This window comes from Oxalicibacterium solurbis (assembly GCF_014635845.1).
In the GTDB taxonomy this organism is placed as follows: domain Bacteria; phylum Pseudomonadota; class Gammaproteobacteria; order Burkholderiales; family Burkholderiaceae_D; genus Oxalicibacterium; species Oxalicibacterium solurbis.
In genome coordinates, this window is record NZ_BMDP01000001.1 from 741,499 (window position 1) to 754,487 (window position 12,989).

Here is a 12,989-nt window from a genome sequence, read left to right on the forward strand (position 1 = left end):
GCGAAAACTGCTGCGCGCGCAGCGCGATAGGCAATGTCGCGCAACAGCATCGCTTACAGCAGCTTGGCCAGCGACACTTCTGTCGCCTTGACCAGCGCCACGACCTCGGTGCCGATCTGCAATTCCAGATCCTTGACCGAGCGCGTGGTGATGACCGAAGTGACAGTGCCGCCCGGCGTGTCGACATCGACTTCCGACAAGACGTCGCCGAGAATGATGTTGCTGATCTTGCCCTTGAACTGGTTGCGGGCGTTGATTTTTTCGATGCTCATGGTTTTCCTTGAATGGTGAATGAAGGCACAAATAAAAAAGTGCGTGAAAAAATGAATGAAGAAATAAATGAAAAAACCAATAAAGAGAGAAGCAAGCCGGCGAAATTCAAACCGCCCAGGCGAACTGGCCGACCGTCCTCAACAGCGATACATCGCCCAGTTCGGCATCCGGGCTGCCTGCCGGCACGGGCTGCTGCAGCACACGCGCCAGAATGCGTTCTTCCAGTTGCGCGAATGCGGCGTTGCCGCGCACTCGCGGGCGTGCCAATGCCACACGCTCGTCCAGCGTGATGTGCCCATCCTCGATCAGCACAACACGATCGGCCAGGGCAATCGCTTCCTGCACGTCGTGCGTGACCAATAGCGCGGTAAAGCCGCGCTGCTGCCACAACGATTCGATCAGCTGCTGCATCTCGATGCGCGTCAACGCATCGAGCGCACCCAGCGGTTCGTCCAGTAGCAACAGTTCCGGGTCGTGCACCAGCGCGCGCGCCAGTGCCACACGCTGGCGCTGGCCGCCGGAAAGCACAGCCGGCCATTCGCCGGCACGTTCGTTCAGGCCGACCTGCCTGAGCGCATTCAATGCATCGGCCTTGCCGCTGCGTTTCGGCAGGCCGAGCGCGACGTTGTGTAGCACCTTTTTCCACGGCAGTAGCCGCGAATCCTGAAACATGATGCGTGTCTCGGGCCGCTTCGCACCGTCGGCGAAGACCAGCGTGCCGCGATCCACCGTTTCCAGTTCCGCGATCAGGCGCAGCAGCGTGCTCTTGCCGCAACCGCTGCGGCCGACAACGGCGACGAACTCGCCCGGCTCCAGCGTCAGGTCGACCGACTTCAGCACTTCGCGGCCGCCATAGGATTTGACGAGACTGCCGATGGCTACGCGCACACCGCGCCGTGCTGCTGCATCCAGTGTTTTCTGCTCGATGGCATTGCTCTGCATGATGCTTTCCCTTTCAACGATCTCAATGACGGTAGCCGGGATGCCAGCGCAACCAGTAGCGTTCCAGCCCGCGCGACACGACGTCCGCCAGCTTGCCCAGCAGCGCATACAAAAGGATACCGACCAGCACCACATCGGTTTGCAGGAATTCGCGCGCATTCATCGTCATGTAGCCGATGCCGGATTGCGCCGAAATCGTCTCTGCCACGATCAGAATCACCCACACCAGGCCCAGCGAGAAACGCACGCCGACCAGGATCGACGGCAGCGCGCCCGGCAGGATCACGTCGCGATACAGCGCCCAGCCGGACAGGCCGTAGCTCTTCGCCATTTCGATCAGCCCCTTGTCGACCGAGCGAATGCCGTGAAAGGTATTCAGATAGACCGGGAAAAACACGCCGACCGCAACCAGAAAAATCTTCGCCGTTTCCTCGATACCGAACCACAGGATCACCAGCGGAATCAGCGCCAGCGACGGAATGTTGCGCACCATCTGGAAAGTCGTGTCGAACAGCGTCTCCGCCGTCTTGAACGTGCCTGTCAACAGACCGAACAGCAGGCCGAGGCCGCCGCCGACGCCGAAACTCACCAGCGCGCGCCACAGGCTGACCTTGGCATGCATCCACAGCTCGCCGGATTCCGCGAGACTCCACGCTGCCTTCGCCACCGCGAACGGCTCTGGCAGCACGCGATTCGACAGCCAGCCGAAATACGAGGCGGTCTGCCATGCCGCCAGCAACAGGATAGGCACGATCCACGGCAGCACGCGTTTCCATGCATCGGTTGCCGTGATGCGTTTTGCCGGCGCTTGTCCGGTGACTACTGCCGCGGTATTGGATAACACTGCGCTCATTGCATTTCCTCAGCTTTGTGACACCCTGGGCAGGATGTCGTTGGAAATCACTTCGCCGAACGGCCCGGTCAGCGCCGGCTCGTCCGTGCGCTCCTTGCCCTTGTTCAGCAACGGGAACACCAGTTCGGCAAAACGGTAAGACTCTTCCAGATGCGGATAGCCGGACAGGATGAAGGTCTCGATGCCGAGATCCGCGTATTCGCGCATGCGTGCCGCCACCGTTTCCGGATCGCCGACCAGCGCGGTGCCGGCGCCGCCGCGCACCAGGCCGACGCCGGCCCACAGGTTGGGCGACACTTCCAGCTTGTCCTTGCGGCCGCCGTGCAATGCCGCCATGCGGCGCTGGCCTTCGGAATCCATCTTGTTGAACGATGCCTGCGCACGTGCGATCAGGTTGTCGTCAACGTACTTGATCAGTTCGTCGGCGGCCTTCCATGCTGCCTCGTTCGTCTCGCGCACGATCACGTGCAGGCGAATGCCGAACTTCAGCGTGCGGCCATGTTTGGCGGCGCGCTTGCGGATATCGGCAATCTTCTCTGCGACAGATGCCGGCGGTTCGCCCCAGGTCAGATAGACATCGACCTGCTCGGCCGCCAACTCATGCGCCGCTTCCGACGAGCCGCCGAAGTACAACGGCGGATACGGCTTCTGCAATGGCGGATACAGCGTCTTGCCGCCCTTCACCTGCAGATGCTTGCCTTGGAAATCGAAACCGGCCTCGCCGCCTTCGCCGGAAATCGAACCGCGCCATATCTTCAGGAACTCGGACGAGATTTCGTAGCGTTCCGCGTGATCGGCCCACAGGCCGTCCGCTTGCAGTTCCGCCTGATCGCCACCGGTGACGACATTGATCAGCAGACGTCCTTTCGACAGGCGATCGAAGGTCGACGCCATGCGTACCGACAGACCCGGCGTGCTCAGCCCCGGACGGATCGCCACCAGAAACTTCAGTTTCTGCGTCGCGCCGATCAGGCTGGACGCGGCAACCCACGGGTCCTCGCAGGAGCGGCCGGTCGGCAGCAGCACGCCGTCATAGCCGAGCGTATCGGCGGCGACCGCCACCTGCTTCATGTAATCGAAATCCACCTGGCGCGCGCCTTTCGACGTGCCGAGATAACGGCTGTCGCCATGTGTGGGAATAAACCAGAAAACATTCAAACTCATCATCAATCCTTGAAGGCAATACGGTGTTCCGATGCACGTTCCTGTGTACCGGGCATCAGGAACGAGGAACGATCACGGCATCTTTCACGTTGATTCTTTTCGGAATCAGCTTCAGCTCGGCAAACACATCGGCGATCTTCTGCTGATCGGCGATCACTGCCGGCGTGACCGGGCGCACACCGTACGCCAGACGCTTCGCCGCCAGTTCGACGACGTCGCTGTCCAGCCCGGTCTGCTTCGTCAGGATCGTCGTGACTTCCGGCAGATTGCGGCTGCTCCATTGATCGATCTTGTCGATTTCGTCGAGCACGATAGCCACGATGCGCGCATTCTTTTCCGCGTAGGAGCGCGAAGCGAGGAAGAACTGATGATTGGCAACCAGCCCGGTGCCGTCGGCCAGCACGCGTGCGCCCAGCTGTTTTTCTGCAGCGGCGAGAAACGGGTCCCAGATCACCCATGCATCGAGACTGCCGCGCTCGAAGGCGGCGCGCGCATCGGCCGGCGCAAGATAGGAAACGTTGACGTCGCGGTAATTGATCCCAGCCTTTTCCAATGCCTTCACCAGCAGGTAATGCACATTGGAGCCGCGGTTCAGCGCAACCTTCTTTCCCTTCAGATCGGCCACGCTTTTCAGCGGCGAATTCTTCGGCACGATGATGGCTTCGCCCGCCGGCGATGGCGGCTCGTTGCCGACATAGACCAGATCGGCGCTGGCAGCCTGCGCAAAGATCGGCGGCGCTTCGCCTGCCGTGCCGAAATCGATGCTGCCGACATTCAATCCTTCCAGCAGCGTGGGGCCGGCCGGGAACTCGCTCCACTTCACGTCTACACCTTCGACTGCCAGACGTTTTTCCAGTGCGCCGCTTCCTTTCAGGATCACCAGCGTGCCGTATTTCTGGTAGCCGATACGCACGACTTTTTTCGCTTGCGCCGCAGCCAGATTCGGCAAGCCGGCACTCAAGGCGCCAAGTGCAGCGGCAGACAGATAACCCAGCGTGCGCCTTCTGGCGGCATGTTTCTGCTTTGGATCGCTCATCGGCATTTCTCCATTCTTCAAGATTTTCGGCAAAAGAAATCCCGCCGGCATGCGATGCCGTTTCCGAAAAATGCGGGATGATTTTTTACAGTGCGCTTCAGTACGATGCTTCTATCGCATGCCGCGCATGCGGTGCTAGACGCTACATCGCACGCTGGAAAACGGAATCGGCTCGAAGCCGGCCGCGGCCGCTTCCTGCAGCGCAATCAGGCTGGCCGACAGGTTTTCCACGCCGTCGGCCACGCGCCTTACAATCGCAGGATCGAGCACCAGCCCTGCTTCCTCCGACCACACGATCTGCTGTTCGGTCGCATAGATGCTGGGCAGCACATGGCGCGCATCCAGCGACGACAGCACCGGACGCAAGCCGTAATCCAGCGCCAGCATGTGCGACTGGCTGCCGCCGGTCGCCAGCGGCAGCACCAGCTTGCCTTTCAGGCCGTCCTGCGGCAGCAGATCGAGAAAGGCTTTCAGGATGCCGCTGTATGCCGCCTTGTAGACCGGCGTGCCGATGACGACGGCATCCGCATCGGCCACCTGTCCGCGCGCCGCCTTCAGCGTTTCGTCGCCGAAATCCGCCTGCAGCAGCGCCAGCGCCGGCAGGTCGCGTACGTTCAGCTTTGCGTAGCGGTGGCCGAGCAGTGCCAGCTTTTCGCCGACGTGATGCAGCAGCCGCGTGGAGCGCGAGGACAACGATGGACTGCCGGCGAGCAACAGGATGTTCATGCGGTTTCCTGAATCTTTCTTTACGAGTGCTTACTTGCCCGAATTACTTGCCCGGCTGGTAGATGCGATCGAAGACGCCGCCATCCGCGAAGTGTTCTTTCTGCGCCTTGGTCCAGCCGCCTGCCACTTCGTCGATCGTGAACAGTTTCACTTTCGGGAACTGGCTGGCGTATTTCTTCGCAATTTTTTCGTCGATCGGACGGTAGTAGTTCTGCGCGGCGATTTCCTGGCCTTCCGGCGAATACAGGTATTGCAGATAGGCTTCGGCTACCTTGCGCGTGCCGTGACGATCGACCACCTTGTCGACCACGGCAACCGGCGGTTCGGCCAGGATGCTGACGGACGGTGCGACGATTTCAAACTTGTCCGGACCGAGTTCCTTCAGCGCCAGGATCGCTTCGTTCTCCCAGGCCAGCAGCACATCGCCAATGCCGCGCTCGACGAAGGTCGTCGTCGCGCCGCGCGCACCGGAATCCAGCACCGGCACGTTCCTGTAGAGCTTGGTCAGGAATTCGGTCGCGGTCTTTTCGTTGCCGCCCGGCTGCTTCAATGCATAGCCCCATGCGGCCAGATGATTCCAGCGCGCGCCGCCCGAGGTTTTCGGATTCGGCGTGATGACGGAAACGCCCGGCTTGATCAGATCGTTCCAGTCCTTGATGTGCTTGGGATTGCCTTTGCGTACGAGGAAGACGATGGTGGATGTGTACGGCGCGCTGTTGTGCGGCAGGCGTTTTTGCCAATCCTTGGCGATCAGGCCGCGATCGGCGATCGCATCGATGTCGTAGGCCAGCGCCAGCGTGACGACGTCCGCTTCCAGTCCGTCGATCACTGCGCGGCCCTGCTTGCCGGAACCGCCGTGCGACGCCTTGATCTTCAGATCCTCGCCGGTCTTGGCTTTCCACTCCTTGGCGAAGACCTTGTTATATTCCTGATACAGCTCGCGCGTCGGGTCGTAGGAGACGTTCAGCAACGAAATTTCCGCTGCGTGCAGGCTCGGTGCAATCACTGTCAATGCAAAGGCGGCGGCTGTAAGTTTCTTGATCAGCATGTTTCATTCCCCTGAGTATTTCGTTTTCGAGGAATGCAGATTAAGGGGCCGTCAAAAAAAACAGAACGAATTGTTTCGCCGTTGCATATGCGGTTTCCGCATAACATCGGACTCATGCGGCGTACCGCAATGTTTTATTGCTAGACTGAACGGGTTAAAAATATTCCGCTGAAACATATCGGGTGTCGTACCAGCCGCGTCGTACCAGCCGACCTCACCCGCTTCTTCATCTATCGAAAGGACACCCATGAGCACAACGCATACCGTCGCTATCGTCGTCGGCAGCCTGCGCAAGGATTCGCTGAACCGCAAATTGGCCAACGCGCTGATCAGGATCGCTCCGCCGTCGCTGTCGATGTCCATCGTCGAAATCGCCGACTTGCCGCATTTCAATCAGGACTGGGAAGACAATCCACCGCAGAACGTGCTGGCCTTCCGCGAGAAGATCAAGGCTGCGGACGCCGTGCTGCTGTTGACGCCGGAATACAATCGTTCGGTGCCGGGCGTATTGAAGAATGCGGTCGACATTGCTTCGCGTCCATACGGGCAAGGCGTATGGATCGGCAAGCCGGGTGCCGTCGTCAGCGTTTCGCCTGGCCCGCTGGCTGGCTTCGGCGCCAACCATCACCTGCGTCAGGTGATGACAGCCGTCGGCATCAAGACGATGGCGCAACCGGAAGCCTATATCGGCAATGCCGGCGACCAGTTCGACGACAAGGGCGAACTGACCAATGCTTCCACGATCCAGTTCATGGGCAAGTTCCTCAATGCATTCGTGCAATGGATAGAGCGAAACAAATAAGGAAACAAACTGGACGGACATGAAAAAGCCGGTGAACATTTCACCGGCTTTTTTGTTTGCAAATTCTTCTGTCCGAATCACCGGCCGAAAAAATGCGGCCACAGAATCACCAGCCAGGTTGCCGCCGCCAGCAGCAGCGTCAGCAGCACGGCGGCACTGCCGAAATCCTTTGCATTCTTCGACAAGGCATTGCGCTCCAGCGACACACGATCGACAACCGCTTCGATCGCCGAATTGATCAGCTCGACGATCAGCACCAGCACGAAGACGCCGATCATCAGCAAGCGCTCCCACGGCGTGACCGGCAGCATGAAAGCGATCAGCGCCGCCGCGACGAACACGCACACTTCCTGACGGAACGCATGCTCGCCGTGCCATGCGGCACGGAGCCCTGCCATCGAATAGCGCAACGCAGGAAACAAACGCCCGAGTCCGCTTTTGCTCTTGAACTCGCTGATTGGCTGCACGCCGACGGGCTGGTCGACCGGACGGTCGGCAGAATGATCAATATTCATCTTTACGCACCAAACAAAAAGGGTTTCACATCGCGACTGACGAACCGCATCGTGACAGGATGAACGACGGATGGGATGACGGCATTATCGGGGTTACGCGTGAACGCCGCGTTAAAACGTACGCTGCCTGCCGGTTTCCATACTGATTTATACCGGCTACCGGCCCAATGGCGATTTTCGATAGCCGCTTCGATACGGAATGCACTTGGCAAAGTGATACGGCCTTTGTCGATCTTTCACAATGTGATATAACGTGGCGACGGCCTTGCAACAAACGAAACATGAAAACGACAGACGACAAAACCTCCATCCAGGTCATCGAGCGCATGGTCTCGCTGCTGGATGCACTGGCCGCCTGCCCCGATCCGGTCAGCCTGAAGGAACTCGCCAGCACCACCAGCCTGCATCCGTCGACGGCTCACCGCATCCTCAACGATCTCGTTCTCAAGCGCTTCGTCGACCGCTCCGAGCCCGGTGCCTACCGGCTCGGCATGCGGCTGCTGGAGCTGGGCAACATCGTCAAGAGCCGCCTCAATGTACGCGATGCGGCGATGGACCTGATGCGCACCCTGCACCGCAAGACCGACCAGACCGTCAACCTGTCGGTACGGCAGAACGACGAAATCATCTACATCGACCGCGCCTTTTCCGAACGTTCCGGCATGCAGGTGGTGCGCGCCGTCGGCGGCCGCGCGCCATTGCACCTGACGTCGACCGGCAAGCTGTTCCTGTCGATCGACGAGCCGAAGATGGTTGCGGAATACGCGCATCGCACCGGCCTGGCCGGTCACAACAGAAACTCGATCACCGATTTGGCGCAACTGGAAAACGAGCTCGGCACTGTGCGCAAGCACGGCTACGCGCGCGACAACGAGGAACTGGAACTGGGAGTACGCTGCATGGCTGCAGGCATCTACGACGACACCGGCAAGCTGATCGCGGGCCTGTCGATTTCCGCACCGGCTGATCGCTTGCAGGATTCCTGGCTGCAGGATTTGATGACGACGGCCAGGCAGATTTCAGCGGCGCTCGGCTACAAGGAAAGCGGCAATCCCGGCCGCGATTAAGTAGTCATTGAGTAGCGGTTGAGTGGCAACCACAAGCGGCCGATAACGATCGATAAACGGCAGCTTCACGGTCTGCGCAATATCCAATCGATACCGAAATCGGAGGCCGATACCAAACCCGTACGCACCAATAAAAAAGGCGAACCGCAGTTCGCCTTTTTTATTGTCTTTTGCTTGCTATCGCCGCGATCAGCTTTCCACCGTATGCGATGCATGCGCGATAACTGCATTCTTCGGTTCCTTCTCCAGCCACTTGCGGATGCGCCGCGCATCACCCAGGCGTGAATATTTTCCCTTGGAATCCAGGAAGATCATCACGATCGGACGATCGTTGATATTCGCCTGCATGACGAGGCAATGCCCCGCTTCGGTGATGTAGCCGGTCTTCTGGATGCCGATATCCCAGTCTGCATTGGCGACCAGGCGGTTGGAATTTGCGTAGTGCAGCGAACGACCGCTAGGTTCGACGACGTATTGCGTATCGGTCGAATACTGGCGCAGCACCGGGTAATGCAGTGCTGCCATCACCAGCTTGGCCAGATCGCGCGCGGTCGCCACGTTGTCGCTCGACAAACCGGTCGGATCGACGTAATGCGTGCCCGTCATGCCGAGTTCGCGCGCTTTCTCGTTCATCGCCACCACGAAGGCACGCACGCCGCCCGGATAGTTGCGGCCCAGCGCCGAAGCAGCACGGTTCTCCGAACTCATCAGCGCGATATGCAGCATGTTGGCGCGCGACAGGCGCGAACCGACACGCAGGCGCGACGAACTGTGCTTGATGCGATCGACGTCATCGTCGGTCACCTGGAGAATCTCGTCCATGTCCTGATGCGATTCGACGACTACCATCGCCGTCATCAGCTTGGTGATCGATGCGATCGGCAAGGTCACATTCGCATTCTTTTCGAGCAGCACTTCGGAACTCGACTGGTCCAGCACCAACGCCACGTTCGACGCCAGGTCCAGCGGATCGCGCGTCAGGTTCAGGCCCGCCAGATCGCCGGCAGACATCACAGGCGGCACGATCGATACCGCAGGCTTGGCCACACGCTCATAGATCACCTTGCGCTTGCCGCGCACCATGACGACCTTCTTGACGAGTTTTTCCTTGGAATTGAGCGAAACGGTGCGGCGACCGGAACTGCGTGTGGATTTTTTCGCAGCGACTTTCTTCTTGCTGCTCGAAGCCGTCTTCTTGCTGACGTTGCGCTTGGCAACGGCCTTGCTCTTGGTAACGCTGGCTTTCTTGACCGTCGTTTTTTTGGCGGAAGTGGTCGGTTCCTTGGCTTGCGCCACAGAAACATTGCACATGACCAACAAGGATAAGCATATCCCCAGCGCGGATTTAATCATCTGCGACTCCCGAATCGGACCAACAAAATTGCTTGCAGTGTAGCAAATCACCAAAAATGTGCAAGATAATTAGGTAGTTAGCGTTATTCATTAATCCATTTTCTTCACTAGCTGTCATCATTTTGTCAGTTTTCAGCCACGCCGGACACCTATCCGACCTTCGGCCTCATTTCCGCACGACGAAAGCCACACCGACGACCGCCAGCAACATGCCCGCCATGCCGGCCAGGCTGAAAGATTCGCCGAATGCCGCCCAAGCCATCAGCGCCGTGGTCGGCGGTGTCAGGTACAACAGGCTGGTCACCTGCGTTGCTGCGCTTTTGCGGATCAACGCGAACAGCAGGAAGATCGCACCGATCGACAAAGCCAGCACCGACCACGCCCAAGCACCAATGAACGCCCATGTCCACTGCACGGTGGACAGCGACGGCGACATATCTTCGAAGAAAATTGCCAGCGGCAGCACCACGGCCAGCGAAGCCGCGAACTGGACGATGGTGCCGGTACGCAAATCGAAGCGCGGGCAATAGCGTTTCTGATAGAGCGTGCCGATCGTGATCGACAACAACGCCATCACGCACAGCGCAATGCTTTGCCACGTCAGACCGATCAGCGAAATCTTGTTCGCCACCACCAGCGCCACGCCGCACAAGCCCAGCACCAGGCCGATCCATTGCCGGCCGCGTACACGTTCGCCGACCAGCGGCGCGGCAAATGCCGTCAACACCGGCTGCATGCCGACGATCAGTGCCGACAACCCGGCCGGCATGCCGAGCTTGATCGCGCACCAGACGCCCGCCAGATAACCCGCCTGCACGAGAATGCCGGCGACGGCGATGTGGCGCATCGTTCCCACCGGCCATGGCGCGCGCATGATCAGCACCAGCGGCAACAGGAAGAGCAGCACGCCGAGAAAACGCAGCGACAGAAAAGTCAGCGGCGGCGCATACGGCAGGCCGTACTTGGCCGCGATAAATCCGGTACTCCAGAGAACCACGAACAGCCAGGGAACCGAAGCCAGCCATGGATTGCGGTTGGAAGAAACAGCGAAGGAAGAAAAAGTATTGCCGGTAGCACGCATGATGTTTCGATGAAAGACACTGCACCGGAAAATCGTGCAGTGGCGCCGCTGCAGTATGGTCCAGCAATTTCCAAGACCCTGCAGTTTCTGTCATGCGGCGCATCCGCATTGTGGGCCATCTGCAGAAAATATGCTCAGCATGCAGTGCGGCAATGCAGTTGATGCGCCGTCACAGAAACTTTTCCCACGATGTATTTTTCATCCAGCACGATCTTCCATGCGGGTGCTGCATCAAGCATGCAGCCTTGATGAAGAACGAATCGATGAAAAGAAATGCGCGGAGTGAAAAAAGAAAATCGCGCCACGCACATCGATGCGTGACGCATCATCTATCGTGCATCGAAACGCCGGCTTTTGAAAATCAAGCGGTGCCGATTTCGCAGCCGCGGCTTTCCAGTCCTGCCAGCAGCGCAGCAAACGCCTCTTCCGCCTGCTGCGGCTCGCCTTTCACGCCCAGCTCGATGTGGCGGCGCGTCTGCGCATCGCCGACGCTGGGCAGACTGAACACCTTTACTGCCGGGAAGGCGCGTTCGATGGTTTCCATCAGCGGCGTCAATGCCGACTCCATCGCCTCGAACACCAGCACCGACTTTTCCAGATGCGGACGCTGGTGGAACAAGTGCGCGTAATGCGTATCGAGTGCCCATTCGATCATCGGCCACGCCATCACCGGGAAGCCCGGCAGAAAGTAATGCGCACCGCCATTGCCATGCCGGATCGCAAAACCCGGAATCTTGTTGTACGGATTCGGCACGATATCCGCGCCTTGCGGAAACTCGCCCATCTTAAGCCGATGCAGGTTTTCCGGACGATCGGGATCGAAATCCACCTTCGCTTCGCGCGCCATGTCCAGCATGCGCTCGCGGATCTTTTCCTGCGCCTGCGGATGCAATACCAGCGGCACACCTAATGCAGCGGCAGCGCATTGGCGCGTGTGATCGTCGGGCGTCGCGCCGATACCGCCGCAACTGAACACGACGTCGTCGCTGGCGAAGGTGCGTTTCAGTGTCGCCGTGATGCGCGCCGGATCGTCGCCTATGCATTCGGACCATGACAGCGACAGGCCGCGTGTCGTCAGCAGTTCGACGACCTTGGCGAAATGCTTGTCGACGCGTTTGCCGGACAGAATTTCGTCGCCGATGATGATGAGTCCGAATGCCATGCGTTTTACCTTGCGCTGAATTGGTTGAGAAATCGGTTGGGGAACACGTGAATGAACGAATTAGTTCATGAATGCGGAACGGCAGGCGATCAGTCGTTCTCCGTCAGTTGCAGCGGCGCCTCCCCGGCTGCTGCTGCCGACTGCAGGGCACGCCATCGGCGCAGCGCTTCCAGGCAGTAGTGCTGGAACCACAATCCGGTGAACACGAACACCAGCACATAGAGCCAGATCGCGCCGGCCGCCAACACCGGGAAGAAGATCACCGACAATGCGCCGCCCAGCCACAGCAGCGTCGGCGCCGCACCCATTGCACCGGTGACGATGCCGATCGCCAGCAGCCGCCAGCGATGCGTTTTCAGGATTATCCGGCGTTCCTCCACATCGGCATGATCGGCCAGCGCATCGTAGGCCATCACGCGATAGGTCAGCCAGCCCCACAGCAAGGGCTGCACGACGAAGGTCAGCGGTGGAAACAACGACAGCGGCAGCGTGACCAGCCACAGCACGAGAAAGACGACGAAGGAAGACAGCGAAGTCCACAGGCTGCCGGCGAAGGTGCCGCCGCGGCGCAGTTCCAGTTCACCGTAGCTGCGCCGGCCGACGTGGCGCACGATGACCGGCATCGCCATCGTGCCGACGAACAGCAACGCGGTCAGGATCATCAGCGGCAGCAATACCCACATCGCAAGCAGCGGTACCACCACCGCCTTCAACGCGCCCATGCCGACGATCGCCAGCACGCCGCCGGCGACGCTGAAGGCATCGTTCTGCACAAACCATTGCTGCAGCCAGTCAATCATCCGCTGGAGGTACAACCACAGCACGAATCCCCAGACCGCAACTGACAGGATGAAAGGCACGACCGTCAGCATCAGCATGCGCACATGCATCTGCGACAGCAGCGCCTTGCCGAAGGCGTTCAATATCGGGCGTATCAAGCAGAAAATCCTTTCGCAACAATCGCCGC

15 protein-coding genes are annotated in these 12,989 nt (G+C 59.5%); 2 read left to right on the forward strand and 13 right to left on the reverse strand.

All coding sequences use genetic code 11. The features are described from left to right. Positions 1–53: 53 nt before the first annotated feature. From IEV40_RS03535 to IEV40_RS03565, 7 genes are all read right to left on the reverse strand, one after another. Positions 54–272, reverse strand: coding sequence for a TOBE domain-containing protein (locus tag IEV40_RS03535; RefSeq protein WP_188419561.1), 219 nt, complete (start codon positions 270–272; stop codon positions 54–56). A gap of 106 nt (positions 273–378) precedes the next feature. Beyond that, positions 379–1,215: an ATP-binding cassette domain-containing protein gene (locus tag IEV40_RS03540; protein ID WP_188419562.1), complete on the reverse strand. Its 837-nt coding sequence runs from the start codon at positions 1,213–1,215 to the stop codon at positions 379–381. Between the two features lie 22 nt (positions 1,216–1,237). Then, the gene (ssuC, locus tag IEV40_RS03545) at positions 1,238–2,068 is read right to left on the reverse strand and encodes an aliphatic sulfonate ABC transporter permease SsuC (protein ID WP_188419563.1); all 831 of its coding nucleotides are present in this window, start codon (positions 2,066–2,068) and stop codon (positions 1,238–1,240) included. A 9-nt stretch (positions 2,069–2,077) separates the two neighbouring features. Continuing rightward, complete coding sequence (gene ssuD / locus IEV40_RS03550; RefSeq protein WP_188419990.1) at positions 2,078–3,226, reverse strand: FMNH2-dependent alkanesulfonate monooxygenase; 1,149 nt, start codon at positions 3,224–3,226, stop codon at positions 2,078–2,080. A 61-nt stretch (positions 3,227–3,287) separates the two neighbouring features. Further along, positions 3,288–4,274 (reverse strand): sulfonate ABC transporter substrate-binding protein, encoded by a 987-nt coding sequence (locus IEV40_RS03555; protein WP_371870032.1) that lies wholly within the window; start codon positions 4,272–4,274, stop codon positions 3,288–3,290. A gap of 129 nt (positions 4,275–4,403) precedes the next feature. Continuing rightward, positions 4,404–4,994, reverse strand: a complete 591-nt coding sequence (ssuE, locus tag IEV40_RS03560) for an NADPH-dependent FMN reductase (protein ID WP_188419565.1) — start codon at positions 4,992–4,994, stop codon at positions 4,404–4,406. A gap of 43 nt (positions 4,995–5,037) precedes the next feature. Further along, the gene (locus IEV40_RS03565) at positions 5,038–6,042 is read right to left on the reverse strand and encodes a sulfate ABC transporter substrate-binding protein (RefSeq protein WP_188419566.1); all 1,005 of its coding nucleotides are present in this window, start codon (positions 6,040–6,042) and stop codon (positions 5,038–5,040) included. A 247-nt stretch (positions 6,043–6,289) separates the two neighbouring features. On the opposite strand from IEV40_RS03565, the gene IEV40_RS03570 reads away from it, so the two are divergent. Next, complete coding sequence (locus IEV40_RS03570) at positions 6,290–6,844, forward strand: NADPH-dependent FMN reductase (RefSeq protein ID WP_188419567.1); 555 nt, start codon at positions 6,290–6,292, stop codon at positions 6,842–6,844. A gap of 77 nt (positions 6,845–6,921) precedes the next feature. On the opposite strand, the gene IEV40_RS03575 is transcribed toward IEV40_RS03570, so the two are convergent. Next, positions 6,922–7,359: a diacylglycerol kinase gene (locus IEV40_RS03575; protein ID WP_188419568.1), complete on the reverse strand. Its 438-nt coding sequence runs from the start codon at positions 7,357–7,359 to the stop codon at positions 6,922–6,924. A 281-nt stretch (positions 7,360–7,640) separates the two neighbouring features. Between IEV40_RS03575 and IEV40_RS03580 the strand changes: the two genes are divergently transcribed. Next, complete coding sequence (locus IEV40_RS03580; protein ID WP_188419569.1) at positions 7,641–8,426, forward strand: IclR family transcriptional regulator; 786 nt, start codon at positions 7,641–7,643, stop codon at positions 8,424–8,426. A gap of 189 nt (positions 8,427–8,615) precedes the next feature. Here the strand turns inward: IEV40_RS03580 and pbpG are convergent, their stop codons facing one another. The 5 genes from pbpG to IEV40_RS03605 all read right to left on the reverse strand — a co-directional run bounded on the left by pbpG (position 8,616) and on the right by IEV40_RS03605 (position 12,957). Beyond that, the gene (gene pbpG, locus IEV40_RS03585) at positions 8,616–9,779 is read right to left on the reverse strand and encodes a D-alanyl-D-alanine endopeptidase (RefSeq protein ID WP_188419570.1); all 1,164 of its coding nucleotides are present in this window, start codon (positions 9,777–9,779) and stop codon (positions 8,616–8,618) included. Positions 9,780–9,945: 166 nt separating this feature from the next. After that, on the reverse strand, positions 9,946–10,860 hold the full coding sequence (locus IEV40_RS03590; RefSeq protein ID WP_188419571.1) for a DMT family transporter: 915 nt from the start codon (positions 10,858–10,860) through the stop codon (positions 9,946–9,948). 134 nt (positions 10,861–10,994) lie between these two features. Then, complete coding sequence (locus tag IEV40_RS03595; RefSeq protein WP_188419572.1) at positions 10,995–11,189, reverse strand: hypothetical protein; 195 nt, start codon at positions 11,187–11,189, stop codon at positions 10,995–10,997. Positions 11,190–11,221: 32 nt separating this feature from the next. Continuing rightward, positions 11,222–12,022, reverse strand: coding sequence for a competence/damage-inducible protein A (locus IEV40_RS03600; RefSeq protein ID WP_188419573.1), 801 nt, complete (start codon positions 12,020–12,022; stop codon positions 11,222–11,224). An 89-nt stretch (positions 12,023–12,111) separates the two neighbouring features. Beyond that, a complete protein-coding gene (locus tag IEV40_RS03605; RefSeq protein WP_188419991.1) occupies positions 12,112–12,957 on the reverse strand; it encodes an EI24 domain-containing protein in 846 nt (281 codons plus the stop codon). Positions 12,958–12,989: the final 32 nt, after the last annotated feature.

Bases quoted from the DNA above. Each gene is read 5' to 3' on its own strand.
- IEV40_RS03535 (WP_188419561.1), bottom strand. From the start codon at position 272: ATGAGCATCGAAAAAATCAACGCCCGCAACCAGTTCAAGGGCAAGATC.
- IEV40_RS03540 (WP_188419562.1), bottom strand. From the start codon at position 1,215: ATGCAGAGCAATGCCATCGAGCAGAAAACACTGGATGCAGCAGCACGG.
- ssuC (WP_188419563.1), bottom strand. From the start codon at position 2,068: ATGAGCGCAGTGTTATCCAATACCGCGGCAGTAGTCACCGGACAAGCG.
- IEV40_RS03555 (WP_371870032.1), bottom strand. From the start codon at position 4,274: ATGCCGATGAGCGATCCAAAGCAGAAACATGCCGCCAGAAGGCGCACG.
- ssuE (WP_188419565.1), bottom strand. From the start codon at position 4,994: ATGAACATCCTGTTGCTCGCCGGCAGTCCATCGTTGTCCTCGCGCTCC.
- IEV40_RS03565 (WP_188419566.1), bottom strand. From the start codon at position 6,042: ATGCTGATCAAGAAACTTACAGCCGCCGCCTTTGCATTGACAGTGATT.
- IEV40_RS03570 (WP_188419567.1), top strand. From the start codon at position 6,290: ATGAGCACAACGCATACCGTCGCTATCGTCGTCGGCAGCCTGCGCAAG.
- IEV40_RS03575 (WP_188419568.1), bottom strand. From the start codon at position 7,359: ATGAATATTGATCATTCTGCCGACCGTCCGGTCGACCAGCCCGTCGGC.
- IEV40_RS03580 (WP_188419569.1), top strand. From the start codon at position 7,641: ATGAAAACGACAGACGACAAAACCTCCATCCAGGTCATCGAGCGCATG.
- pbpG (WP_188419570.1), bottom strand. From the start codon at position 9,779: ATGATTAAATCCGCGCTGGGGATATGCTTATCCTTGTTGGTCATGTGC.
- IEV40_RS03590 (WP_188419571.1), bottom strand. From the start codon at position 10,860: ATGCGTGCTACCGGCAATACTTTTTCTTCCTTCGCTGTTTCTTCCAAC.
- IEV40_RS03595 (WP_188419572.1), bottom strand. From the start codon at position 11,189: ATGATGCGTCACGCATCGATGTGCGTGGCGCGATTTTCTTTTTTCACT.
- IEV40_RS03600 (WP_188419573.1), bottom strand. From the start codon at position 12,022: ATGGCATTCGGACTCATCATCATCGGCGACGAAATTCTGTCCGGCAAA.